General features: G+C 40.7%; 25 protein-coding genes and 2 tRNA genes. 15 read left to right on the forward strand and 12 right to left on the reverse strand.

Translation table 11 applies throughout. The features are described 5' to 3' along the window. The first annotated feature begins 42 nt into the window (after positions 1 to 42). Together ACP5L5_RS08835 and ACP5L5_RS08840 are read left to right on the forward strand one after the other, a co-directional pair. Positions 43 to 1731: an ABC transporter permease subunit gene (locus ACP5L5_RS08835; protein WP_428763155.1), complete on the forward strand. Its 1689-nt coding sequence runs from the start codon at positions 43 to 45 to the stop codon at positions 1729 to 1731. A 52-nt stretch (positions 1732 to 1783) separates the two neighbouring features. Further along, on the forward strand, positions 1784 to 2155 hold the full coding sequence (locus ACP5L5_RS08840) for a hypothetical protein (RefSeq protein ID WP_428763157.1): 372 nt from the start codon (positions 1784 to 1786) through the stop codon (positions 2153 to 2155). A gap of 30 nt (positions 2156 to 2185) precedes the next feature. On the opposite strand, the gene ACP5L5_RS08845 is transcribed toward ACP5L5_RS08840, so the two are convergent. After that, the gene (locus tag ACP5L5_RS08845; RefSeq protein ID WP_428763159.1) at positions 2186 to 2641 is read right to left on the reverse strand and encodes a hypothetical protein; all 456 of its coding nucleotides are present in this window, start codon (positions 2639 to 2641) and stop codon (positions 2186 to 2188) included. 455 nt (positions 2642 to 3096) lie between these two features. On the opposite strand from ACP5L5_RS08845, the gene ACP5L5_RS08850 reads away from it, so the two are divergent. From ACP5L5_RS08850 to ACP5L5_RS08860, 3 genes are all read left to right on the forward strand, one after another. Continuing rightward, positions 3097 to 4029: a radical SAM protein gene (locus tag ACP5L5_RS08850; protein ID WP_428763161.1), complete on the forward strand. Its 933-nt coding sequence runs from the start codon at positions 3097 to 3099 to the stop codon at positions 4027 to 4029. Between the two features lie 64 nt (positions 4030 to 4093). Beyond that, entirely contained in the window at positions 4094 to 5308 is a 1215-nt protein-coding gene (locus tag ACP5L5_RS08855) for an NAD(P)/FAD-dependent oxidoreductase (protein WP_428763162.1), read from the forward strand. Next, positions 5305 to 6138, forward strand: a complete 834-nt coding sequence (locus tag ACP5L5_RS08860) for a GlcG/HbpS family heme-binding protein (RefSeq protein ID WP_428763164.1) — start codon at positions 5305 to 5307, stop codon at positions 6136 to 6138. Before ACP5L5_RS08855 ends, ACP5L5_RS08860 begins: the two co-directional genes overlap by 4 nt. Before the next feature lie 101 nt (positions 6139 to 6239). Here the strand turns inward: ACP5L5_RS08860 and ACP5L5_RS08865 are convergent, their stop codons facing one another. Beyond that, entirely contained in the window at positions 6240 to 6632 is a 393-nt protein-coding gene (locus ACP5L5_RS08865; protein WP_428763166.1) for a hypothetical protein, read from the reverse strand. 76 nt (positions 6633 to 6708) lie between these two features. Between ACP5L5_RS08865 and ACP5L5_RS08870 the strand changes: the two genes are divergently transcribed. After that, positions 6709 to 7464: a radical SAM protein gene (locus ACP5L5_RS08870; protein WP_428763168.1), complete on the forward strand. Its 756-nt coding sequence runs from the start codon at positions 6709 to 6711 to the stop codon at positions 7462 to 7464. 264 nt (positions 7465 to 7728) lie between these two features. On the opposite strand, the gene ACP5L5_RS08875 is transcribed toward ACP5L5_RS08870, so the two are convergent. The 5 genes from ACP5L5_RS08875 to ACP5L5_RS08895 form a co-directional block, all read right to left on the reverse strand. Then, positions 7729 to 7804, reverse strand: a tRNA-Gln gene (locus ACP5L5_RS08875). A gap of 55 nt (positions 7805 to 7859) precedes the next feature. Beyond that, a complete protein-coding gene (locus tag ACP5L5_RS08880) occupies positions 7860 to 8288 on the reverse strand; it encodes a MaoC family dehydratase (protein ID WP_048057316.1) in 429 nt (142 codons plus the stop codon). 96 nt (positions 8289 to 8384) lie between these two features. After that, a complete protein-coding gene (locus ACP5L5_RS08885; RefSeq protein WP_428763170.1) occupies positions 8385 to 8969 on the reverse strand; it encodes a hypothetical protein in 585 nt (194 codons plus the stop codon). Positions 8970 to 9012: 43 nt separating this feature from the next. Further along, a complete protein-coding gene (locus tag ACP5L5_RS08890) occupies positions 9013 to 9291 on the reverse strand; it encodes a hypothetical protein (RefSeq protein ID WP_273302800.1) in 279 nt (92 codons plus the stop codon). A 48-nt stretch (positions 9292 to 9339) separates the two neighbouring features. After that, complete coding sequence (locus ACP5L5_RS08895; RefSeq protein ID WP_428763172.1) at positions 9340 to 10029, reverse strand: MBL fold metallo-hydrolase; 690 nt, start codon at positions 10027 to 10029, stop codon at positions 9340 to 9342. A 137-nt stretch (positions 10030 to 10166) separates the two neighbouring features. Here ACP5L5_RS08895 and ACP5L5_RS08900 point away from each other — a divergent pair, with 137 nt between their 5' ends. From ACP5L5_RS08900 to ACP5L5_RS08910, 3 genes are all read left to right on the forward strand, one after another. Further along, positions 10167 to 10826, forward strand: coding sequence for a hypothetical protein (locus ACP5L5_RS08900; protein ID WP_428763174.1), 660 nt, complete (start codon positions 10167 to 10169; stop codon positions 10824 to 10826). A gap of 74 nt (positions 10827 to 10900) precedes the next feature. Next, entirely contained in the window at positions 10901 to 13120 is a 2220-nt protein-coding gene (locus tag ACP5L5_RS08905; protein WP_428763176.1) for an elongation factor EF-2, read from the forward strand. Positions 13121 to 13175: 55 nt separating this feature from the next. Next, complete coding sequence (locus ACP5L5_RS08910; RefSeq protein ID WP_428763178.1) at positions 13176 to 14129, forward strand: Mrp/NBP35 family ATP-binding protein; 954 nt, start codon at positions 13176 to 13178, stop codon at positions 14127 to 14129. On the opposite strand, the gene ACP5L5_RS08915 is transcribed toward ACP5L5_RS08910, so the two are convergent. The 5 genes from ACP5L5_RS08915 to ACP5L5_RS08935 form a co-directional block, all read right to left on the reverse strand. Continuing rightward, positions 14124 to 14864, reverse strand: a complete 741-nt coding sequence (locus tag ACP5L5_RS08915) for a hypothetical protein (RefSeq protein WP_428763180.1) — start codon at positions 14862 to 14864, stop codon at positions 14124 to 14126. The two genes, ACP5L5_RS08910 and ACP5L5_RS08915, sit on opposite strands and share 6 nt — an antisense overlap. Positions 14865 to 14896: 32 nt before the next feature. Beyond that, a complete protein-coding gene (locus tag ACP5L5_RS08920; protein WP_428763182.1) occupies positions 14897 to 16456 on the reverse strand; it encodes a helicase HerA domain-containing protein in 1560 nt (519 codons plus the stop codon). Between the two features lie 109 nt (positions 16457 to 16565). Next, complete coding sequence (locus tag ACP5L5_RS08925; RefSeq protein WP_428763184.1) at positions 16566 to 17738, reverse strand: PLP-dependent aminotransferase family protein; 1173 nt, start codon at positions 17736 to 17738, stop codon at positions 16566 to 16568. A 139-nt stretch (positions 17739 to 17877) separates the two neighbouring features. Beyond that, positions 17878 to 18930 (reverse strand): porphobilinogen synthase, encoded by a 1053-nt coding sequence (gene hemB, locus ACP5L5_RS08930; RefSeq protein WP_428763186.1) that lies wholly within the window; start codon positions 18928 to 18930, stop codon positions 17878 to 17880. Between the two features lie 40 nt (positions 18931 to 18970). Next, complete coding sequence (locus ACP5L5_RS08935) at positions 18971 to 19732, reverse strand: hypothetical protein (RefSeq protein ID WP_428763188.1); 762 nt, start codon at positions 19730 to 19732, stop codon at positions 18971 to 18973. Positions 19733 to 19843: 111 nt separating this feature from the next. Between ACP5L5_RS08935 and feoB the strand changes: the two genes are divergently transcribed. The 6 genes from feoB to ACP5L5_RS08965 all read left to right on the forward strand — a co-directional run bounded on the left by feoB (position 19844) and on the right by ACP5L5_RS08965 (position 26029). After that, the gene (gene feoB, locus ACP5L5_RS08940; protein ID WP_428763189.1) at positions 19844 to 21832 is read left to right on the forward strand and encodes a ferrous iron transport protein B; all 1989 of its coding nucleotides are present in this window, start codon (positions 19844 to 19846) and stop codon (positions 21830 to 21832) included. Continuing rightward, positions 21829 to 22110: a FeoA family protein gene (locus ACP5L5_RS08945; RefSeq protein ID WP_428763190.1), complete on the forward strand. Its 282-nt coding sequence runs from the start codon at positions 21829 to 21831 to the stop codon at positions 22108 to 22110. The genes feoB and ACP5L5_RS08945 overlap by 4 nt, the downstream gene beginning before the upstream one ends. Before the next feature lie 60 nt (positions 22111 to 22170). Next, positions 22171 to 23100: an alpha/beta hydrolase gene (locus ACP5L5_RS08950; protein ID WP_428763192.1), complete on the forward strand. Its 930-nt coding sequence runs from the start codon at positions 22171 to 22173 to the stop codon at positions 23098 to 23100. A 134-nt stretch (positions 23101 to 23234) separates the two neighbouring features. Continuing rightward, positions 23235 to 23885: a hypothetical protein gene (locus tag ACP5L5_RS08955; RefSeq protein ID WP_428763194.1), complete on the forward strand. Its 651-nt coding sequence runs from the start codon at positions 23235 to 23237 to the stop codon at positions 23883 to 23885. A gap of 114 nt (positions 23886 to 23999) precedes the next feature. Beyond that, positions 24000 to 25859, forward strand: coding sequence for an APC family permease (locus tag ACP5L5_RS08960; RefSeq protein ID WP_428763196.1), 1860 nt, complete (start codon positions 24000 to 24002; stop codon positions 25857 to 25859). Positions 25860 to 25951: 92 nt separating this feature from the next. Further along, positions 25952 to 26029, forward strand: a tRNA-Trp gene (locus tag ACP5L5_RS08965). The last annotated feature ends 182 nt before the right edge of the window (positions 26030 to 26211 follow it).

Below are 26211 nucleotides of genomic sequence, written 5' to 3' on the forward strand. Positions count from 1 at the left end.
AAATGTTAAAAATTAAAAATTAATTTTCGCAGTAAATCGTTGGTGATCATCACGAGGAGATCATGGTTATTTCCATACCTGATTTATATACTAGCCTTTGGCCTAATTCCATTAATAACAACATTCTACTTCGTTGGCTTTAACCCAGAATCAATAAAGGGCCTGATACTTGATTTTCCACCGGGTACCTTTAACCTGGCGCTTAATAATACCCTATTATTTGCGGCTGTCACGGCCTTAATATCAACATTATTAGCATTGATATTGGCAATTAGGGTTGATAGTTTGCCCATGAGGTGGCAAGTACCGATGTCATTAATAATACTTATACCATATACAATACCATTTATCTCATCATCAATGATATGGTACACACTCTTTGACCCCATGTATGGACCATTTTACTATCTCTTTAAGGTATTTCATATACCGATGTTAAACATGACTACGATACCTGGCCTATCAATATGGGCAGTAATAATCGTAGGAATATGGAGCAGCACGTCTTTCGCGTACTTGGTGATTATTGGTGGTCTTAAATCAATAAGTAAGGAGCTTAAGGAGGTTTCCCAAGTGGATGGTGCCTCTATATCCCAGTATTATAGTGGTGTTGCATTACCCTACATATTCAAAATACTGCTTACAGCATTTTTGGTCATTTTCGTGCTCCAATTAGGTAATTTCGATATACCATACGTATTGACTGAAGGGGGACCTGGCTATTCATCAACCACACTACCCCTACTTATATTTGACCTGTTATATTTCATTGGAAATTTCTCTGGCGGTGAAGCCGCAGCTGCATTGCTTGCTGCAATGGCTACCTTACCAGCTGCTGCATTACTATATGTTATGCGTAGTAGTGGGTTTTATGTCAGGCTTCCTGTTGTTAAAATTCCGGATAAGGTTTATGATTCATTACTATGGCTATCGACAATAATAATACTCCTTTTCTTATTATTTCCAGTTTATTGGATGGTTATACTTGCCTTTAGGCCTAATATATATGACTTCATAACACCACCGATACTTTACCCAATAGCCCCCACTGTTAAGTATTTTGTGAGCGCTCTTTCGAGTTCTGTGCCGTACATATCCACAAACCTTATAGTTGGTGCATTCGTGGCATTGATCTCAGCAGTGCTGGCTGGTACGGCCTCATACATAATGTCTAAGCAGAACATTTATTGGTTATTGCTCATTACAATATACCTATACTCATTACCATCAACGAGCTTCATATTCCCAATATACATATTATTCATGAATTCAGGGTTTTTAAATACATGGTGGGCATTAATTCTTACTGAGCCGATATTCACGGTAACGCTATCTGCCTGGCTCCTCTTCAATATATATAGGGACCTGCCAAATGAGTATCAGGAGTTGGCCGAGGTTGAGGGTGCGTCTTCGACCTATATTCTATTTAGGATAATAGCGCCAATAACCAGGAGTAGTTGGTTCATGGCTATGATACTCTCATTCATAATAAGTTGGCAATTACTATTTTACCCGTTAATACTCACGGAGACTCCATGGCAATTCAACTTCCCACCAACGGGTGCACAGACAGTTACTATATTCGCAATAGAGGCGATAAGGAGTAGGGCAGTTGATTGGGGCTTGTTAGCCTCATCAGCACTTGTTGTTGCATTACCAGTCATGATACTCAGTTATATAATAATGGGTAGATTACTTGAGGGATTCAATATTGGTGGGTTGAAGGGATAATCATCTTAATTTAAATGTATGCATATGTATTATGTACCGATGAAAATAATTGTTGAGTAAGGTTTTTAAATTCGATATCAGAAGCGATATTGGTGAGAAAATGTTCGGTACGACAAGATGGGGTACATGGTTAATACTGAATCAAATAACGGATAAGATTAAGATAAGCGATTTAAGAAGTAAAGTACCTCTCTATGGCGCTGCCTTTGACTATGCAATAAGCGCACTACAAATGGCCGGTTTAATAAGGGTTGTTAGGGAGGGTAATGAGGAGTACGTGGAATTGACAGATCTGGGCAAGAGTTTCAAGAGCTGGTACACAAGCTATCCATACCCACCGCCTGCCGCTCCATGGGGTCCAGGTTGGGGTTGGTTCTACGGAGGATGGCATGGTGGAAGACGCTGGTGGCATTGGTGGTGGTAATACAATAACTTGGTTCATTAAAAATTAAAATTATTTTATTATTTCTGTTGGTATCTTCATGATGACTCTTGCCATTGGTGAAACAATGTTTGCAGCAAGCCTTACAAGCGTTACCATATTGCCCCTAACCTCCAGTTTCCTAAATACACTGAGCATTGCCGTTATAGGATCGTCTAGGTTCTCAAGTACTTTAAGCCATACATCATAGTCAGCCATAACGACGTATTGATATGAATCGACACTAGGATTTACTAGGAAGGATGCCTCATTGCATGAATTGTTGAATTTAAGCAGGATACCTATGTATTTAATATCATTAGCTCCATAGGTTTTTTGTAGGTACTTAATTACATTATTGCTAAGGTTCTTACCAATGAGTAGTACATCTATTTTCCAACCATTAATTGCATTGAGGAAATCCTTATCATTATTAAGGTTTGAGCATAGGGCGTTAACCCATTCCCTGCTTGGAAATATGTATGTCACGTGATGGTTTTTAATAATATGTTTTAAGTATTCCCTTAATTTAATGATGATAGATAAATAGACATGCACCTATTAAATTCTGATCTACATTTATGGCAATCATCGGTGTACCATGGCTTTAGGCACTGTACCATAGCCTCTTGATAGATTCTCCTTGAGTACTCAACTTTTTGACTAATCACGGTATTTTAACCTAGAGAACTATCCTAAAAACTTACGAAAACTCTTTAAGCAATAATCATTAATTAGTGAATCCCCTTTCTAATAACTGAATATTATACATATAATACCATTATTCTCTCCAATATGTGATACTTTACTATGTATACAGGTATAGAAAGAGGTTTTATTAATTAATTTTTATTTTTATATTCAATTACTAATTTATTAGAAATAGAAATACAACATTTAATAAAGTATTTTAATAAATACGATGCTAGTACCCTGGATGTTAAATGTCTCGTTACGTCTTTGGGCCTGTACCTTCACGTAGATTAGGCAGATCATTGGGCGTCAACATTGTCCCGCTTAAGTACTGCAATTTCAACTGCATATACTGCCAACTCGGTAGGACTAGGCATGTAATAAATAACTTAAGAATGTTTTATCCACCAGAGGATATAATTAAGGAGTTAGAGATAGCTACGAGGACCAGGAATTATGATTATTTAACATTTATTGGTGATGGAGAACCAACACTATATGCTGGACTTGGAAAGCTAATACAATGGGCTAGGAATAATCAGGATAAGCCATTGGCAATACTGACTAATGGGGCTAAGTTAATTGATGAAGGAATCAGGGCTTGGTTAAGTGAATTAGACGTGGTTAAGGTTAGTACAGATGCAGGGAACGAGAAAACGTTTAGGCTAATCAATAGACCGCATAGGGAAATAACCTTCGATAGGTTCGTAGAGGGTATTGAGAGATTCCGTGAGGTGTTTAGTGGGCAGATATGGACTGAGATAATGCTTGTGCAGGGGGTGAATGATAATGAGGATGAAATAGAACGTATTGGTGATGCCCTAAGTAGGTACAGACCGGATAGAGTCTACATGATGGTGCCCACAAGACCACCCGCTGAGTCCTGGGTTAAGCCACCAACATCCGATGTATTAATGAACCTCGCTAGGGTGCTTTCGAGGTATGTGAATAGTAATAGGATATTCATAATAGATTATATTGAGAGAGGGGAGTTTCATATAGATAGGGATGATCCAGTAAATAGTTTGCTAAGTATTCTTAAGATTCAACCAATGACTATCGATCAGATAATGGATGTTATTAAGAGGAATAACCTGGATATGTCGACTCTTGATGAAATAAGGAACTCCACAAAGGAGGTTGTGTTTAACGGCATTAAGTACTTAGTTTATTCCGGTGTGTGAGCTTCATTAAATATATAGTTCCTTTATTCGCATTATTTAATAACCATAATAAGCACAAATACATATGCCAGAACCACTTAATTTTGATATTGCCATTATTGGTGGTGGTATTGCCGGTGTGTCCATAGCTCGTGAATTGTCTCAATATAATGTTAATGTTGTTGTTATTGATATGCATGATGATATTGGTCTAGAAAGTACATCAACAAACCATAACTTGGTCTGCCAGGGTGGTGATTCTTTGTCATTCAGGCCAGGTACACTCCATGCTGAATTGAATATTAAGAGCATACCACTTTGGCCGAAACTCGCTGAAGAGTTGAATTTTCCATTGAAGAGAATTGGTGGTCTTTGGCTAATTAGGGATAAGGCCGATTTCAAGAGGTACCTAAGGCTTTACTCAAGGGCGTTTAAGTCCTCACTTGAGCCAAATGCGCCTTATTATATTCCTGAAGGTAGCTTTCAACCACTCGAGTTTGTGGATAGAAAACGGCTTCTGGATATGGAGCCGTACATTATGCCAAACGCCCTGGGCGCACTACATGACCCAAACCTATGCATTACAGACCCAGTTAAGGTTGCCAAGGCTCTTGCTGAGAATGCTAAGGCTAACGGTGTTGAGTTCTTACTTAAACAGGAGGTTACTAAGGTTGAAAGGCAGGGTATAACGTATAGTATCTATACGAAGCAGGGATTAATCATTAAGTCAGCCTTCGTCATTAATGCTTCTGGTATTGAGGTCGATAGAATTGCCGAGATGGTTGGCGCGAGGAATTTCTCAATAGTTCCGTTGAAGGGTACATTAACAGACTTCGATGAAGAGGTTGGTAAATTAATAAGTCATGAGGTACACGTATTACCTAGGATGGAAGACCTACCCCATGTAAAGGCCGTACTACCTAACATATATGGGCTCGCCAGATCAGGTATTTACCTAGAACTCACATATAGGAGCAATAGGGCTGTTCATGAGGAGGCTGTTAATCACAATATTAAGGTTGCCAAGGAATTATTCCCGGAAATACCCTTTGAAAGACATGTGGTTAAGTCGTTCATAGGCTTCATGGCGTATACAAACGCGGATACTGGTTGGCATGACTTCGTGGTTGACATACCCGACTACGTACCTAACTGGGTCAACATAGTGCTTGGACCTGCCGGTGTATCTGCATCACCAATGCTTGGTAAGAAAGTTGTTGAATTGTTGATGCAGTCAGGGCTTAGGCTCGAGCCTAAAAAGGGCTTTGACCCAAGGGCTAGGAGGGGTGTATCGTCATGAGCGCACCAAGGTTCTTAACCCTCGATATTGCTAGGAAGATGATTGATGCAATGATTAAATATGCCCAGGACAATAGGGTATTACCAGGCAGCTTCGCCGTGGTTGATGAGGGTGGTCATGTGATTGCGGCTGAACGTAGGGACAATGGCTTACCTGCAACCTTTGATATTGCAATTGACAAGGCCTGGACAGCAGCAACAATGAAGACATCGGCTAGGGTTCTTGAGGTTATCACGAGGGGGCAGGGTTGGAGACTCAATGTTAAGTACAATGGTAGGCTCACAATAATTCCCGGCTCAGTGCCCGTGATCTCAGGCAATAGGGTTATTGGCGGTATAGGGCATAGTGGCGGCTCTGCTGAGGAGGATGAGGCAATAGCGCAGGCAGGGTTAAGTACATTTTATAGGGAGGATCACATAGACTTCATTGGCGAGGATAGACTTAGGTCATTAAGGAAGGTAGCAGACGCCGTGATCAATCACGTCATGGAGAAGAAGTTACACCCAGTAGTCATAACAATAGTTGATGAATGGGGATGGCCAGTATTAATATATAGAATGGATGATGCATCATACGGTTATTTGGAGGTTTCTCGTGACAGAGCATGGACCGCCGCAGCCTTTAAATTGCCATCTGACGAAGTTCCTAACTATACAGGTACTGAGCATGGTAGCGAATGGAACGAGAGACTAAATACATCAGCAGGTGGTGTACCCTTTAGATTACAGGGATTATTATTTGCAATTGGCATTGCGGGTAATAAACCACAGGAGGATAAGGAAATAGCGATTTCAGTACTAAAGAGTACAGGGGTAGAATTACCAGCCTAAGCCCAGCCCCTAAAGCCACATCACATAATCAGATGGGCAAGTCATCAGCATCAAATAAACCATTAATAAAGACATATTTTAACCTTAATGCTAAAGAGCGCCTATGAGGTATGAATGATCTCCTCAAGCTTCTTAACTAGGGTTTTCTCCACATGCTCATTCCAAAGCATCTCAGCAACATCAACGGCAAGGAATAATTCACCAAGAAAGAGGGTCTCAAGGGCCGTTACAGCAAGATTCTGCAACCACTTACCAACACCAACAGTAACCCTTAACTTATCTGAAGATTGCTCAAACGTGAATGTTAAGGCCCTATCAGCAGCAATTAGATCCCTCAATATACCGCCCTTCTGGGCCTGCACTAAAGCCCTACTACCCTCAACCTTCTGTTGCACTCTCCAACCATCATTAACTAGATAACTCGAGAACTTCTGCACAACATCATTGAGATTTACCTGCTTATTATACGTAAACTCCTTCCTAAAAATCCCCATATTAATACCGTAGTGTCTAAACAGTTTTTAAATTTTTGTCACACCAGTTTTATAAGTAGGTTATTTATCCTATCTCGTGATAACAAGGATAAGTCACATAACGTATTACATCGATATAAAATCAGCCTATGTACAATACATGGGTTGTAATTTCCACTGTCCATGGTGCATAAGGAAACTAACGCCATGGGATCATCACCTAAGTAATAACGAATTGACTAGACTGAGGTTTCAGGGATTGTTAGGCACGGATGAATTCCTGAGAATAATCAATGATGCAATAGCTAAATATGGCCTAGAGGAGGCTGTTCTCGGTGGCGAAGAACCAACAATTGATCCAGCTTTACCTATGATAATTAAGGAGTTGAGCAATAGGAAACTAAGAATAAGATTACTAACCAACGCCTACGAAATAAACAATGAATTACTCAATGAGTTAAAATTGTGCGATGATTGTGAAGTCGTCATTGGGATCAAGACCCTTGATCCAAAAAAGCACATCAAGTATACGGGCAAACCCCTTGAACCTGTACTAAGGAATACGGGGCGGTTACTGGAGAGTGGTATTAAGGTTATTTTTGAGACCGTGTTAATACCTGGGCTAAACGATATTAATGACATTGAGGAAATAGCGAAATACCTAGCAGGTATTGCAAAGGACCCAACTCTAATAATTGATCCATTAATACCAATACCAGGCACACCCTGGAGAAGACCAACTCAGGAGGAATTAAATGATGCAATGAGTAGGGCAGGTAGGTATGTCAGGGTAATGACCCATGAAAAAATCGGAAGATCCAGTAGAGTGGTTGTACTATATCCGAGACTTTAATCACAGGGCGATATGATTGCTTAGCTCTATATCTATTCCCTTAATCACCTAATTAACACAGTAGCGCAAAATAACTCATTTGCAACATGCGAGGAAGTAAGGCCACAATAACAGCTTTTGACGCATACATAACCATGAATGGAATTAAGAGAATCTAAAGCTCACAAGGTCTATGAGGTATTGAAAAAGATACATGAAAAGACGGTGAGTAAGTACAGGTTAAGGAGGACACCAGGCAGAATGAACAAAAACGAATGCTCTAACTGGTAGCCGGGCCCGGATTCGAACCGGGGTCAACGGGTCCAAAGCCCGCCATCCTTGGCCGCTAGACGACCCGGCTAATAATGATAATAAAGGACCCAGTTTAAAAGCGCTACTCGTCGTGATCTACGGCTTTACGCCTTTAATGCATTCTTCCTTATTGCTAATCCCCTTGCTATTAGGAGCTTCGTCTCTATTGTAGCTACTGTCTCTCCTCTTTGATTCTTAACTTCATGCCTGAATGTTATTATACCACCATTGTACTTCTCGCTTGGTTTCTTATCAACGACCTCGGACTCGACGTATATCGTGTCACCAATCTTAACGGGCCTTAAAAATTTCGAGCTAACCTCAATTAATGCTATCGTTGTCCCAGCAACTAACGGTGCGAATAGACCAACGGCGAGGGCTTGGATCAGTAGTCCATGGGCGACCCTACCCTCAAATATGGTCTCTTTTGCAAACACATCATCAACGTGTAATGGGTTGTAATCTCCCGTTAATCCAGAAAACTGGATGATATGGGTCTCAGTGACTGTTAATCCCTGTGACCTCATTTTCATGCCTATCTGGAAGTCGTCAAATGTGTATGGTGGTAATTTTAGGCTCACAACCTTAATTAGTAATTCAATTATTAACGTTTACCCGGGTCTTACTAATCACTTCCGGTGTCTCATGATGAGTAATACCGATAGTATCAGCACGATCGCAATTATTACTATTATGTAGCCTAATGATGAGTAAAGAGCGGACTGCGCCATGTTCGTCTTCATTGCATGTTGTGTGGTTGTGGTCTTTGTGGTTATTACAGGTCCTGTTGTTATGAAGTTTATCACGTAATTACCTGGCGCTAGTGCCAGTACAATTCCATTGCTCGTTTCCTGAAAGCCCTGTATATTGCTTGGTATTGTTGTTGGCAATACATTACTTGCCATGTAGACTTGAGTTTCGTAGTCAGTGCTTATCCTTATTTGTAGTGTTCCATTGTTAAGGACGTTTATGTATGGCGTATATATTATTGTTACATTTCCTGGATTAACCATAGATAGGTATACCTCGTTATTCGATATGTAGTAGGGTATTGATTGTCCTGTACTATTTACCACAGTTACGGGGCTCAGGGGCTGCACAGGAAGTGTTATGTTCATTAGCAGTGCTGGTGTATATAACGTTGCGTTTATGGTTACCAATGAGTTATTTCCTGCTAGGTATATGAATACCATTATTGATAGTAGTTCAAGCACAACTATTGACCTAGTGCTGTGTTAAAAATCTTTCTTTCAATCACTAATTAACAGAAAACCCAAGGCCACTAACCAACCTATGCCTATTCTTAATAAAGGCATTGGTCAGGTGGAGCATGTGCCAGCAAACCATGTGGCCCTTAGTAAACGCCTCACAATCACACCTACCAACCATGGCAACCTCACCATTCCTCAACCTCCTAATCCTAACCTCAACACTATGCCAGGTATTTGGTCTAGACCTACTCCTAACTCTACCCCTAATCACCCACTCCCTACCAACCCTCCTAACCTCATCGAAGATCACGTCCTTACTAACCATTATTAATCAACGATATTACCCACTAATTTAAGAACCATTCTAGTTGAATCAACTCATTGGTAGGATAATTACAGTACCGGTCTTAACATCGCAATACTTATCCCTATAAGCCACGCTCACGTAGTGTCTAGCCTCATCGCCAGAGCAATGTGCTGGGCATACATACCTTGAGTACTTAGCGACAACATCAAGTTGTTGCCTAGATGGGCCGTGGAAACCACCAATTACCAGGTAAACATCACCGAGCAACTCATGGCTTCTCTTCACGATATTGTCAATGCCAGGGTGGGAACAACCAACTACAACAACAGAACCATAACCGCTCAATTTAATAATTAATGAATGTTCATAAACACCCATACCACTCATGACACCCGTCGTAACGGCATCCTCAAGTACCTCCTTCGAATCCCTAACTGTAACTGGGTTGAGGCCCCACCTACGCAGTACGTCATCCACATCAGGAACATAGACAACCAATCCTCTCCTAATTTCACCAATATATTTAAATCCGCCGTAGTGATCTGCGTGATAATGACTAAGAAAGGCTGCATCGATTCTATTGAGGTCTATGCCCAAGGCCTTAATGTTATTCTCCATAATCCTCGGTTCCGTATCAGCATCATAAAGAAGCACCCATTTATCTGTCTCAATGAGTATGCTCCATCCCCAATCATTCAGTAGTGATGAGTTTGGCTTATTATCATTAATTACAGTTAACTTAATCCACTTTACCATGATTGTTACTTAATATAATACTTTATAAGTATAGTGTAATATTTTAGTCTCAGTGATGATATGCACCTCCACCGATTAATGAGGAGATTAGCCTGGAACTGAATCTCCCTGGAGGATTTTGCTTATAAATTAATGGCATGTTTTTGGATCTGTGGGTCAAGGTATTGAATAATGGAGTTAGGTATAGCATTAGTCATTCCATTATTAACCTGCTTAGTACCAAGGATTTTAAGGATAATAGTATTATTAATTTTATAATTACCATGTTTAATAATGCTTATTCATTTGGGGTTCCTGAGGATATACGTAGTGTTTATATTCATGGCAATGTTGGTTATAGACGTGTCTATGGTTATGTAATGTACATTAGGAGATACAGATCCGTTAGTATTCATGTTGGAGTTAGTCATATTAAGCATGACTTTGGTAACTGTGCTAATTATTGGGGCTGGCAGGTGCTTGCCCATGAATTTGCTCATTTGGTGGGTATTGGTGGTGGACATTACCTCAGGCATGGGAATGTTCACCTCAATGTTGCTAAGGAATTGTTACTGGGATCATTACCTACGGAAATCGCCATCCCATCAACTTATTACCTACTAATTGACTACTCATTGGGCGATTGTAAGAGAGGTTATTCCTCAGTTTCAAGGAGACTCGTTATTGATGAACTAGATAGGTTAGTTGGTGATTATTCGATTAATCCAGGGTATTACATTAATTGTTCAGATCGTTTATTATCATTGATGAACACGTGCAGTAAGCACATGAAGGAGAGCAGGGACGACTTTTCATGAATTGTATTAGTCACTTCTCGTATCGTTATTAGAAAGGTTTATTAGGACTACTTAACGCTGGGTTTTGATTATCGATGGCAGTTAGGATTATCGAGAAGAAAATCGAGGATATACTATCAATGATGCGAAATCCTGCCCAGGTTAGAAATGCAGGTACCCTGGCGCATGTTGATCATGGTAAGACAACCACAACAGACTCATTACTAATGGGTGCTGGTTTACTAAGCCCTAAGGTTGCTGGTAAGGCCCTTGCTATGGATTATGTTGAGATAGAGCAATTACGACAAATGACTGTTAAGTCTGCTAATATAAGTCTATACTTTGAGTATGAGGGTAAGCCATATATAATCAACTTTGTTGATACGCCAGGGCATGTTGACTTCACGGGTCATGTTACGAGGTCTCTCAGGGTTATGGATGGCGCCTTAGTCGTCGTTGATGCTGTTGAGGGTGTCATGACACAGACAGAGACTGTGGTTAGGCAGGCAATGGAGGAGATGGTTAGGCCTGTGCTCTTTATTAATAAGATTGATAGGTTAATCAAGGAGCTTAGGCTTAATCCAAATGAGATCCAGGAAAGGATTATTGAGATAGTTAAGGACTTCAATAATTTAATAGATATGTATGCTGATCCGAATTTCAAGGATAAGTGGAAGGTTGATCCATCAAAAGGTCAGGTAGCGCTGGGTTCGGCACTGAATAAGTGGGGAGTAACGATACCGCAAGCTGCAAAGGCAGGTCTTAAATTCAGTAATATTGTTGATGCCTATGAGAAGAATTACGTTGATGAATTAGCCCAGGAATTTCCACTGTATAGGGCTATCCTAAACATGATTGTTGAGCATGTACCACCACCAAACGTTGCTCAGAGATATAGGATACCAAAGATTTGGAGAGGTGACATAAACTCACCACTTGGTAAGGCATTGCTTGAGGCTGACCCAGATGGACCAACCGTAATAGCTGTTAGTAAGATGAATAAGGACCCACATGCAGGTTTGATAGCTACTGGCAGGGTGTTTAGTGGCACTATTAGGGAGGGTGACGAGGTCTACCTAATAAATGCCAAGACTTCCAAGAGGGTCTTACAGACATACCTATACATGGGTCCAAATAGAATAGTGATACCTGAGGTACCTGCTGGCAACATAGTTGCTTTATTGGGTGTTGATGATGCGAGGGCTGGTGAGACCATTGTAGCTTCATCAATTAAGGACGTGGCTGCACCATTTGAGAGAATGAAGTATATAAGCGAGCCCGTAGTCACAGTCGCAATAGAACCCAAGAATCCAAATGACCTTGCAAAGCTTGTTGAAGGTCTTAAGGAGTTAACTATTGAAGATCCAACACTTAGCTTAAAGATTGATGAGGAGACTGGACAGATATTACTTAGTGGCGTTGGTACACTTCATCTCGAAATTGCCACGTGGTTGCTTAAGGAGAGGACTAGGCTTGATTTCGCAGTATCACAACCATTGGTCAGGTTTAGGGAGACCGTTAGGACTACATCGCCTACCTTCGAGGGCAAGTCACCAAATAAGCACAATAGGCTATACATAAGTGTTGAGCCGCTTGATGAGGAGACCATTAGGTTAATTCAATACGGTGAGGTTACTGATGACCAGGATCCAAGGGAGAGAGCCAAGATACTTAGGGAGAAGGCTGGTTGGGATACTGATGAGGCTAGGGGCATTTGGACCGTTGACGAGCAGTACATTAATGTCCTTGTTGATAAAACAACAGGTATTCAGTACCTTAGGGAGATTCGGGACTACATAGTGCAGGGCTTTAGGTGGTCAATACAAACAGGCCCATTAGCTCAGGAACCAGTTAGAGGAATAAAGGTAATACTCCATGATGCCGTCGTTCACGAGGATCCAGCACATAGAGGTCCAGCCCAGATAATGCCAGCAACGAAGAACGCCATAATGGCTGGAATACTCGCAGCAAGACCAACACTGCTTGAACCTGTGCTTTCCATAGAGGCTAAGACGACCCAGGAAAACATTGGCTCAGTAATTGGCGTGTTGAATAGGCATAGGGGTAAGGTTATTGATATGGTGCAGTCTGAGTACATGGTTACGATTAAGGGTGAGATACCCGTCATTGAATCATTTACCCTAAGCGACGAGTTGAGAAGTGCCACCGCAGGTAGAGTGTTCTGGAGCCTTCAGTTCTCAAGGTGGTCGCCAGTTCCTGAGAACATGCTTGTTGATATGGTAATGAAGATTAGGGAGAGGAAGGGGTTGCCTAAGGAGATTCCGAAGGTTGAGGACTTCATATCACAGTACTAAAATAATAACTTAAGGAGTTTGATTTTTAAATACATCAAGTGTAGTTGTAATACACATGTCATCACAAGGTAGTCAAGGCGGGGGTAAGATAAAGGTATCCGTGCAGAAGGCAGGTCCATTAGACACTGGTGAAATTGCGCAAACCATGAAGACCATTAAAACAAAATTTGCAATAATGAGTGGTAAGGGTGGTGTTGGTAAGAGCTTCGTTACTGCGAGTCTAGCGCTGGGTTTTGCAATGAGGGGTTATAGGGTTGGTGTGCTTGATGCTGATGTTTACGGTCCAACAGTACCAAAGTTACTCGGCCTAGTTGGTGCTAACCTTTACCTTAGTGAGGATGAGAAGATAATACCTGCCGAAGGCCCATTTGGCATAAAGGTAGTTTCCATGGACTTCCTATTACCAACCGAAGATACTGCCGTAATTTGGAGGGGCCCATTAGTTGATAGAGCCATTAAGGACTTCCTGGGTAGTGTTCTTTGGGGCGATTTAGACGCGTTATTCATAGATTTACCGCCGGGCACAGGTGATGCTCCATTAACAATAGCTCAAACCCTTGCTAATGAAATGACAGGTAGCATAATAGTCACTGCGCCAAGTGATGTCTCAAAGAGGATTGTGCAGAAGGCTATTGATTTCTCAAGGAAGGTGAAAATACCGATAGTTGGCATAATTGAGAACATGTGTTGTTTCTATTGTCCTGAATCTGGTAAGACTTACTATGTGTTTGGTAGATTAATTGGTAAGGAAATGGCTGATAAGTATGGCGTGCCGTACCTTGGCATGGTACCACTTGACCCAAGGATCGGTGAATCAAATGACTTAGGTGAACCCTTCCTAATGAAGTACTCCACCTCAGATACTGCTAGGGCTATATTTAGCATTGTTGATACAGTAATAGCAATGTATAAAGATAAGCTTGAAGCTAAGACTGAGACACCAACTAAGAAACAAATAAAGTCATTGCTTAAATTGCCAGGCGAGGAGGAAGGCGAGGGAGAGTCATAAGTACCTCCTCAATGCCTTAGCGGTCTCTATTACCGCATCAAAATCCCCAGGCGCTGACAGGTAAATACCGGGGAAGTACTGTAATAATTCACGAGCTCTCTTAACAGCATCATCTATTGGGTCCCGCTTTACTGGAACTTCAGCATTAAGTATTCTGCTTATTATCCTTGATGATTTATTAGTAATTATTAATAAGGGAGGATAAACATCAACATTGAATTCCCTATTTACCGTAATAACCCTTATTAAATCATCCATTGATAAGGTATATTGAAGCATAGCAAAGTTAGGTTTAGCACTTAGTCTTTCCTTTATGTAACCCTCATCAAAGTTCGATATGGAGATCCCAAGCCTTGCACCATCTATTTGTTCAACGCCTCTTAAATAATCAATGGCACTTATTGGTGTTAAATCAGTAACCGCAGTAACACCAGGTCCCAAGTCTCCCCTCATTAACAAATAATCCTTAACACCATTTGCTAGACCACCCATTATTAATGCAACAAGTCCAACCTTATTATGATCAGCCACCCTGACATTTGCCATAACTTCAACATTACCATACCTGCGTTTAATTAACGCACCCACAAGTACTGCATTGGCTGATGGATTTGCAAATGTGGAGTCAGGTATGTCTACGTGCGTTACATAATCAACAATATTACCCACCATATCTAAGTAATTATTTACGTTATCAATCCTTCTCAGCGGTGGTAATTCAGCTATTATTACCATTACTAGGTGGTGATTATAACTATAATTAAGAATTACGCTATTGAACCCTTTATACAGTTAATGTTTAACCATGGAGATATGAGAATGAACTCATCATTAAGTAGGTTCATACCTTCAGAACAATTACTAAGCTTTAGTGAACTATTCATCCTCATAATGACCAGATTCCCAAATTCCCTATACAGTTTCCGTGAGAATAGCCTTGTAGCAATTATGAAGAATACACCATGAGTTCTGCCAATCCTCATACTATTAATTAATGAATTCAGCAGGTCCTTATTGCTCATGAGGCCTTCAGCATTATCAACAATCATGATAACCCTGTTATCCTTAGAACCCATGAACCACTTGGTAATGTCTTCAATGAGTATGGTCTCATATATATTCATTAATGAATCAGGCAATTCATGGAGATCAATTACGGCAACCCTATTCTTCAATATCCTTATTGGACTAAAGATAGAGATGTCAATGTTATCACCGCCTACATTTATCAATGCATCAAAGTAACCAGTATCCTTTAATGAGTATGCAAGATCGATGGCTTTATTTATTGGTGATCGACCGATAGTATTAAGTAGTTCGGGATCCTTGATGGCGCTAATGAAACTCTGAGCCGTATTAAGGGCCTTCTCATTTTCCATCATCAACGTAGTAATTACATACTTAATCTCAGGATCTAAATAATTAATAGCTCTCTCAATGAACCACCTAAACCTAATCGATAATGGCATAATACTCAACTTCCCAAAATCCTTCCTCTGGAAATCAACGTTAAATTCAATACCGTCATTCTTGGACATGCTCATTGTAATTCTAGCCCTCTTACTCCGAAAGCCTAAAATACGTAACTTATCAACAATGTACTTCTTCAACTCATCAATATCTATTGGCCTACTCAACTTCATAAGATCCAGTGGTACTAATACTGAGGCATCTATGCCATCCTCAATAAGGCCCTTTGAATACTCACCAGTCCTATCAAGTATTATTATGTTTTCATAATCACCTATTGAATGTAATCCCTTAATCAATTTTTTAATGAAGAATGACTTACCGCAACCTGGCTGACCCATTATTAATAATCCCTTACTCAATGCACTTTCATTAAGCATTATTGGTATATCATAGCCATTAATCATTGTCTTACCGAACATTAAATTACCTACTAACCCTATAAATTCCCTAATAACATCACCACTTGGGTAAATAACTAAACTGCCGTTAACAGGTATTATGAGTAATGTTGTGTATCTGTAGGATCCGTTATTCTTAATTCGTGAAATAACGAAGTCACTAATGACCTTAATATATGTTGAGTTTGTACCCCTTATTGAAAGTGGTGGGTTGATAGTGCTCTCGACTTTACTAACTTTAAGCAAGATCTCATTGTTTGTTGAGGAATCGATAACGACTATGTACGATCCAATGAAGAGCTTACTAATCAGTTCATTATGACTAAGTCTTGAACTTATCGTTAATATTAATCTACTATTTTCATTAATGCTTCTCTCAACAGTTCCTAATATATCGCCCAATTTATTAATGCCCAACCTATCAATGGCGCTATCCTCAGAATCACCTCTCTGCATTAAGATAGGAGTTATAAAGTAGCTTATAAGGATTCGTGAAGTATTACCCCGCAGTAATTACGATGAACTCCACGTGAAACAAAATGAAAACCCATAGAAAATACTGAAACTACTGAGACAAGTACTCCCTAATGGTTAATGCTAGTCTCTTTATACCCTCAAAGATCTGCTGTGGTGTTGGGTATGTGAAGTTAAGTCTCATATCATTATGCCTATCCTCACTTGGGTAAAATGACTTACCAGGTACGTAAGCCACGCCATACTTCTTAACAGCCATGCCAAGCATTTCACCAGTATCAATCTTCTCAGGTGTTGTTAACCAAATGAACATGCCAGCCGATGGCCTGGTCCAAGTGACACCATCAGGCATGTACTCACTCAATGCCTGAAGCATTAGGTCTCTCTTCGACCTATAGATCTCCTTTATTCTCGGTATATTCCTCTCAATAATACCTCTCCTTAGTAATTCAACAGCAATGTACTGATTAAGTGTTGATGTGTGCAGGTCAATGGACTGCTTAGCAAGTTCAAACCACCTAATTACCTCACTGCTTGCCGCGACCCAACCAAGCCTAAGTCCAGGTGCGGCTATCTTACTAAATGTAGATAAGTAAATCACCCTGTCCTCACTATCCATTGCCTTAAGCCTTGCTGGTGGGTGGTCATCACCAAAGTAGATATAGCCATATGGGTCATCTTCAATTATTAATAGGTCATACCTACTGGCTATATCTAGTAATGCCTTTCTCCTTTCCATACTCATTGTAATGCCCGTTGGATTCTGCCCAGTAGGCACTACGTATATAAACTTCGGCTTAGTACCATTATCAATTATCTTCCTAATAGTATCCTCGAGAGCATCTATTTTGATGCCCTTATTATCCATGGGTATACCGATTATCCTAGGTCCATAAATCCTAAAAGCCTGTAAGGCAGCTAAGTACGTGGGGCTCTCGGTTATTATGTAATCCCCTGGATTAATGAATAACCTGCCAATTATATCAAGTGCCTCCTGACTACCAACTGTAATTATTATATTCTCAGGTCCATCAATCTTAATCTCCTCCTTTTTCATGAACCTTATCAATTCCTCCCTCAATTCTAAAATGCCACCTGTTGTTCCATATTGAAGAGCCTTCTCAGCTTTTGTGGATAGCACATCTCTCGTTATTTCTATTATTTCCTTAACAGGGAAAGATGATGGGTCAGGCATCCCACCTCCAAAGGATATCACGTTTTCAGTAACCCACTTCAATAATTCCCTGATTTCAGAAGCTTTCATTAGTTTTGACCTATCCGACAAGAATTGATTGAGGTCCATAGCCAGTCGTCATGTTGTGATTAAGAGGAATTTATATTGTTTTCTCTAGAATAAAAATAAGTATATTGAATAAATATTTATTTTTAGATCATAATAATGATTAAAAGAGTCGCTCAATTTCATCAAGGTAAGCAACAACATCCTTTGCAAAGTACGTGATTATTAAATCTGCTCCAGCCCTCCTAATGGCGATTAAGGACTCGAGAATAGCCTTCTTCTCATCAAGCCAACCATTCATTATGGCTGCCTTGAGCATGGCATACTCACCACTGACCTGATAAGCAGCCAGCGGTATCTCTGGAAAATTCTGTTTAACAAGTCTAATAACGTCGAGAAAGAGCATTGCCGGTTTGACCATGACTATGTCGGCGCCCTCGTTAATGTCCATGGCAACCTCCTTAAGGGCCTCATGCGCATTCCGTGGGTCCATCTGGTAGCTACGCCTATCACCAAACTTAGGTGCACTGGCCGCAGCCTCCCTAAATGGGCCATAGAATGAACTCGCGTACTTAGCGCTATAAGCCATGATTACCACATCGTTGAAGCTAGCCCTATCCAAGGCCTCCCTAATCGCCTTAACCTGCCCATCCATCATACCCGACGGCGCAACAACATCAACACCAGACTCCGCATAGGTTACTGCAGTCTTTGCATAGAGCTCTATTGTTGAGTCATTATCAATTATGTACCTACCATCAGGCAGTTTCTTAATAATGCCGCAATGACCATGGTCTGTATATTCACAAAGACATACGTCAGCCATTACAATGAGCTTATCCTCAAAGGAATCCTTCAAGAACCTAATGGTTCTCTGTATTATACCATGCTCATCATACGCCGAACTACCCCACTCATCCTTATGCTCAGGTATGCCAAACAAAATAACCGACCTAACGCCGGAACTAACCAATTGATCAACAAAGTTAATCAACTTATCATTAAGTGGCCACCTATATTGCCCAGGTAATGACTTAATGGGTTCAGGTTCGCTGATATCCTCCCTAACGAATATTGGCATTATGAAGTCATCAGGTTTAAGCGTAGTCTCTGCTATCATATTCCTAATGAGAACATTTGATCTAAGTCTCCTGGGCCTATTAACAGGGTAATTAAACAAATAATTCCTTAGTCTAATACTTTCAGTGGTAACCACACCCTGAGGCACTAAGCACTAGTTTAAAAACAATGCTTCCCTAGCCACTGGGAGTGAAGAATGAGTAAATGCCAAGCCCAATCATAAATAAGCCCAGCATGCCGAGGGCAATCCTACCGGCATCAGCAACAACACTCCAATCGCCAACACTTTTGACAATACCCTTGTAAATCGCTAATACGATAATTGACTGAGCTAGCCACGAGCCAAATCCAAACATAAAACCAACCATGAAGGATAACTCGGCCGTAATCATGGGAACGATGGCAATAGTTAATATTAGAACAATGAAGAAATCACCACCAAACGCAGCGGCTAAGCCGTGTATCCATATGAGTTTATAATCCGCGGTCCTAACACCATGATGATCTTCATGCTTCCCAAAAACAAGATATGCAGCGACACCCATCATTGTTAATCCAACGATTATATCCACGTATGGATCAAGGACTGAGATATTAAGTAGGCCCATTAGTTCTCCGACTAAGGCGCTCATTAACGTCCATACCAAGGTCAGGGCACCAGCAAACACGGAAACGGCGGCAGCAACACCCTTTATGCTTCTCTGCATTAGGCCGTAGGATACCGTGATCGGCCAGGTATGCTCATCAGGCTTCAAGCCATGTATCACACCGACAATTAAAACCGCCAACAACCAATAAGGACCCATTGATCTAACGATATATTTAGCAAGCGGCTCAAGTATCTCGGGCATTGATAATATCGCTATAACTATGGCTGTTGATATAACACCAGCCAGTAACCATACCTTAGTGCTTGTTCTCTGCCTCTGTGTTTGCATACTATTAGGGTTATCCTAATGGAATTTATAAACCTTATTGTTAGGGTAACCCTAATTAAGGTTACGCGAAATATTTTTAACATAGTATAAAGTTATACGATAGTGCTGTAGATGGACTCATTACGAAATAAAACCATTAAGGTAATTGTTGCTGGGGTTCCAAATAGCGGTAAGTCCACCCTAGTTAGTGGGCTCAGCGGCGCCTTCATTAGAACGGCTAATTACCCAGGCACTACCGTCTCAATTAACGAAGTTAGCTATAGTGTCAAAGGAACAAGGGTGTTGATGAAAGACCTACCAGGTACTTATAGTCTCAAGGCTGACATGATCGATGAAGCTGTAGCGGCTAGGGAGCTGCTTCTTGGTGATTATGACGGTATTATTATCGTTGGATCGGCCTTAAGCCCCGAACAAACACTCTACTTATTGGTTCAAGTCCTAGAACTTGGTAAACCGACAATCCTGATCCTCAATATGATGGACCTAGCCATGAGGAGGGGTATTCGATATGACATTGATGGTCTAGAGAAGGTATTAGGAATACGTATAATACCTACAGTGGCAGTCAGGGGTTATGGATTAAGGGATATTAAAAACATGGTATTGAGGATCCATGAAATAGGGCCGGGTAATGCAAAGTTAATTAATTATGATGTGCTTGAGAAGTATATAGATACCTTAGTTAATAATCTTAGGGTATCACGAGGGCTCGCCATAGAGATCCTCAGTGGTAATCCAATAACGAGAGGTCTCATAAATGATGACATAAGGCAGATAATCGAGAACGCGCGTAAGGAAATACCTAATATAGATAGTTACGTGGCAGAGATGCGTTGGAAAACCGTTAAATTACTTGTTAATAAATTTGTTATAAAAAGTGCTAAGGTAACCATAAGTAAGTATGACGAACTATTCCTAAATCCGAAATATGGACCATTATTGTCGTTATTAATTCTATTTGCCATTGCCGAAACAATATTCCTAGCCCTCGAACCACTTGTAGATTTACTATCAACGGCCCTCGACTCGTTACCTGTCAGTAGTCTCGTTGAGTATTACGTAGGTAATGATATTTTAAGATCACTACTTCTAGATGGGGTATGGAATGGTCTTGCGACCTTAATTGACTTCATACCTTACGTTTTTGGAGTAGCGCTTCTTATAGCATTTATTGAGGATTCAGGCTTGATTACAAGAATTTCCTTCCCAATAGAGAGGTGGTTGAGAAGGATTGGCATCCCTTCGAGAGGTTTAATATACCTAATCGCTGGTTCCGGTTGTAACATACCCGCTATAACGGCCACAAGGGCCATGCCAAGCACTAGGGATAGGGTACTTACAGCGCTCATGATACCGTACATACCGTGTACCGCTAGATTCGTGATAATATCTTTAATAGCAGCTGCCGTAATACCACATTTAATGGGCCTAATTGTTGTATTACCCTACGCTGTAGCATTAATTGGTGTAATTATGATATCAAATACCGCAAAGATACGCCTCAGGTTCATAGGTAAAGGTGTACCGTATGCCTATGAATTGCCTCCATTAACAATACCATTGCATAAATCCTTCATCAAGAAGGTTTGGTACTATACGTATGAATTCATACTGAGGGCTGGCGTTTTAATAATAGTGTTCATAATAATAATGTGGCTTCTATCAATAACCGGGCCAGGTGGTATAATAGGTCCAGCAGCCCTGAAAAATCCAGCACTACTTAAACGGACCTGGCTTGGAATAATAGGTAATGCAATGTCACCACTATTAGGCCCCATTGGTATACCCTGGCAGGTATCCGCATCGCTTGTTTATGGCTATATATTTAAGGAGGTTGTGCTGAGCACATTGGCTTTATTGTACGGTGTTGAGGAGGGAGGGCTTGCCTATGCCATTAAGTCATTTATTACCCTGCCGTCTGCCATAGCCTTAATCGTATTCATAACTTTCTATTCACCGTGTATCGCAACCCTCATTACCGAAAGTAGAATCGTTAGTGTAAAGCTCACCATAATAAATACCATTTTACAATTCACACTAGCATTGACATTGGCATACATCGCATATTACCTGACACTATTCATGGTGATGGCATTATGAGTAGTAATGATTATTTATCAATAAATAACGTACCTAACAATTCAATAGTTAAGATTGTTAAGGTGAGTAGTGAGAGGCTTAGAGATTTAGGGCTGATGGATGGATCCATCGTAAGGGTGCTAATAAGCACACCATGTGGTCCAGCGCTCATCCAGAGGGAAGATGGATCAGTAATAGTTCTTGATTCAGATGCCGCATCAAATACCCTAGTGTCAATAGTAATGGCACCACAGGGAGTTAAGCATAGACACAGATGGAGGTGGGGATGGAAGCATTAATACGTTAATTTAATACCTATATAGAACAAATACTTTAGAGACCCAGCACGCATTGACAATATGCCTCTGGACCCCGCGGTTAGGAGAGTCCTTGAGGAGCTAAACAAGGTAATGCCACAAATGACGAAGATATCCCTTAGTGAGTTCAGGAAAATGTTTAGGGCATTCTTCGCATCGCAATCAAGAAGACCCATCTACAGGGTATATGATATAACGATACCAGGTACAGAAGCTAAGATACCGGTTAGGATTTACGTTCCCAGAGAAGGCACTGATCTCGGTATACTCGTTTACTTCCACGGCGGTGGTTTCGTACTTGGCGATGTTGAAACCTACGACCCATTATGCAGAGAATTAGCGGTTGCCTGCGACTGTGTAGTTGTTTCCGTGGATTATAGACTGGCTCCCGAACATAAGTTCCCAGCAGCAGTTATTGACTCCTTCGACTCGACGAAGTGGGTTCTTGAGCATGCCAGGGAAATCAATGGTGACCCAGAGAAGGTGGCTGTCGGTGGCGATAGCGCCGGTGGTAATTTAGCCGCTGTGGTAGCTATAATGGCTAGGGATCAGGGACTAAAGCCAAGCCTTAAGTACCAAGTACTAATAAACCCATTCGTCGGAGTTGATCTAGCATCATACACGATCAGGGAATACTCAACGGGACTATTCCTAGAACGTGAGGCAATGGCATTCTTCAACAAAGCTTACCTAAGGAGCCCAGCCGACGCCTTCGACCCAAGATTCTCACCAATACTCATCGACAACCTAAGCAACCTATCACCAGCCCTAATAATAACCTCGGAGTATGACCCACTAAGAGATTCGGCAGAAACCTACGCCGCAAAACTTGCCGAGTCTGGCGTACCAACAATAGTCGTAAGATTCAACGGAGTAACCCATGGATTCTACGGATTCCCAATACCACACGCAAAAGCAGCGATAGGACTAATAGGGACAACACTAAGACAGGCATTCTATAATAAGTATTAAGTATTAAGAAGTATTAAAACAGGGTTACCGGGTTGAATAAATAAAAATAAAAAGCAAGCAAATAATAACTGGTAGATATGGATGTTATTCATTTACTAATACTAAAATTGCTCCTAAAAATGACTCTACGAATAGTGAGGGATCAAAGTGCCGTAAATGAATTATCATTATATAAATTGCTCACAGGTTACGCGGATGTAAGCATTGCGACTATATATAGAAAAATAACTGACTTAATAACGTGGGGCTATATTGTTAGAGTCAATAAGAACCATTACTTAATAACAACTAAAGGCTTGGTTATAATGTCATTATTATGCGTAAATAAAAATATAAATGATGATGAAATCTGCCATGACACCATATTACTGTTAAAGCATGAGTGGAACCTGGACGAATTTGGCGATGAAAACATAAAGGCCTACTTAAAGTTACTCACTATTAGAGCATTAAGTGAAGGGTTAGATCCGTTACAAGTATTGCCGAGTCTTAATTTTCCCAGATCTGTACTATTGTTATTACCAAATAATTTTCATTACATGAATAGTAAAACAATGCTGGAATTATTAATCGAAGAGATGGGTAATAGGGAATTAATTATGATGGCGCAGGGTATAATTGCTAAAGCTTTAATGTCATTATTGCCAATTACGACCTTAAATGATGGCTGTAGAGCCGTTACAGTGAGTGATAAGGTAATTGCCTTGAAGTGTAGGGTCAGGGGTTATACGCTCGATTCAAGATGCCCAATGCTTATGAAACTAAAAATGAACAGTAAAAGTTAATGTATTCTCATTTTTAAGAGAAAAAACAGATAGATATTACTTTTATAAAATCCTTTAATCTCATAGTTATATATCAATAATATTTTTATAATAATTATACTTTAATTTATTTCGATGTCTACTTCAAGTTTTGGAGAAGAAAAAGCTTCAAGATATGATGCACAATTAAGGAGGGCTTTGAATTTCTGGGACATTGCTTACTTAGAGATTGGCTCAATGATTGGTAGTGGCTGGATGTTTGCACCATTACTTGCTGCTTCAGTTGTGGGTCCCGCATCAATAATTTCGTGGATAGTTGCCGGGATACTCGTCTATTTTATTGCTGAGACATATACCGAAGTCGCTAGTATGTTTCCAAGGTCTGGGGGTCTCGTTAGATTTCCGCAATATACCCACGGTTTATTTGCGTCTTATTGGATAGCATGGACAACGTTATTGTACGTAATTGCAGTTGCGCCAGCTGAAGCATTAGCAACGACGACATACTTATCAGCACTTGTACCTGGGCTATTAATACCCAGAACTATGGAACTAAGCCCACTTGGTTACCTGGTAGCTGCGGTTCTACTTATTTTCTATTTCTTGCTTAACTGGTTCGGTGTGCATGTAATGGGTAAGACAAATACCGCTGTTGGTTGGTATAAGTTATTGATACCAACCTTCACGATAATATTATTACTCGTATTTTTACTTCATCCAATTAATTACGGCGGATTACCTGGCGGCTTCATGCCATATGGACTTTCCACGATTTTCCTGGCAATACCCACTACGGGTATCGCCTTTGCATACCTCGGCTTTAGACAGAGTGTTGAATTTTCAGGCGAAGTCATAAGACCTAAGGAAATAGCTAAAGGCGCCATACTTGGCTTCTCACTAGTGGTTATTATCTATGTACTATTGGAAACGGCATTCATAGGTGCTGTGGAGTGGAACAAGATTTCCGTATCGCCTGGAGATTGGCGTGGCTTAACATCATCGATATTATCAAGAGGTCCGCTCTATCAATTACTCACGTTATCTGGAATTGCCATTCTCGCAGCATTCGCCGTGCTATTCATAATAGATGCTGTTATTTCACCATCAGGTACAGGTTGGATTTACGTGGGTGGCACCGCTAGATCATTATATGGTATGGCAGCCAATGGACAACTTCCTGAGTGGTTCCTGTACCTTAATAAGCATAGAGTTCCTAAGTGGGGTACAATAGCTGCATTAATAATCGGCTTCTTCTTCCTCTACAAATTCCCCGCCTGGGGCTTGATAGTTACCTTCATAACTAGCGCTGGTTACTTAACATTCATTGTATCAGGTCCATTATCATTAGCCCTTAGGAGACTAGCACCAAATGCTCCCAGATATTATAGGATACCAGCAATTTCCATCTTCTCTGCACTGGCTACAATTTCCGTATACCTAATCGTCTATTGGTCAACATTTGACATACTATGGGGCGTTATCGTATTCATACTCGCCGGCCTCCCGATATTCTACATGTACGTAATGCCAACAAAATTTAGTGTAAGTAAAACCAAGGGAATTATTGCAGGCATTACCTACTGGATTGTATTAGCATTGACAACCTACTTCATGCTTTATGAACCAATTATTCTTCCATATGAAAAAAGCGGTAAGCTACCACTACTGAGTCACTATGCCGTATTATTCCTGTCATACTACGTAATAATCTTAGCCCTAACCGTTGGTTTAACACTCTGGCTTTCCAGAGATATACCAGGTGATCAGAGGATTCATATAAAGGCTGGTTGGTGGATCGTAGCCACATTATTCACAGTATTACCACTATCATTCTTCGGACAATTTGGAGTATTTGCAAATCCGCCAATACCATGGCCATATGACACGATAATAGCCATAATAATTGGAATATTAATACACATATATGGCGTGAGGAGTGCATTCATAACGCCAGACCTAAAATACGCATTAGAGAAGACAGTGCATTCACCATAATGACTAAGAAACAACCACCTAATTAAAAATCCTAAACGATATATCACAAATAACGCAAAAAACTTAAAAATCAAGGCATGAAAATAATTATTGGGCCCGTAGCTCAGCAAGGCCAGAGCGGCGGGCTCCAGACCCGTAGGTCGTGGGTTCAAATCCCACCGGGCCCGCCAGTTTTGTGTTCTATCCCTCAATAGGTCGTGCCCACATCGTTTACAGTACATGTGATTACCCATTTACAGAAGGCTTAAATACCTGCCTGTCTGTAACTCAATTGAAAGGGCTACGGCGGACTGCACGTTGATAGACATCGAACAAATCACACCCGAGCAAAGGCGTGAGATAATAACCTACC

The sequence above is a fragment of the Vulcanisaeta sp. genome (assembly GCF_049966235.1).
GTDB classification, from domain to species: domain Archaea; phylum Thermoproteota; class Thermoprotei; order Thermoproteales; family Thermocladiaceae; genus Vulcanisaeta; species Vulcanisaeta moutnovskia.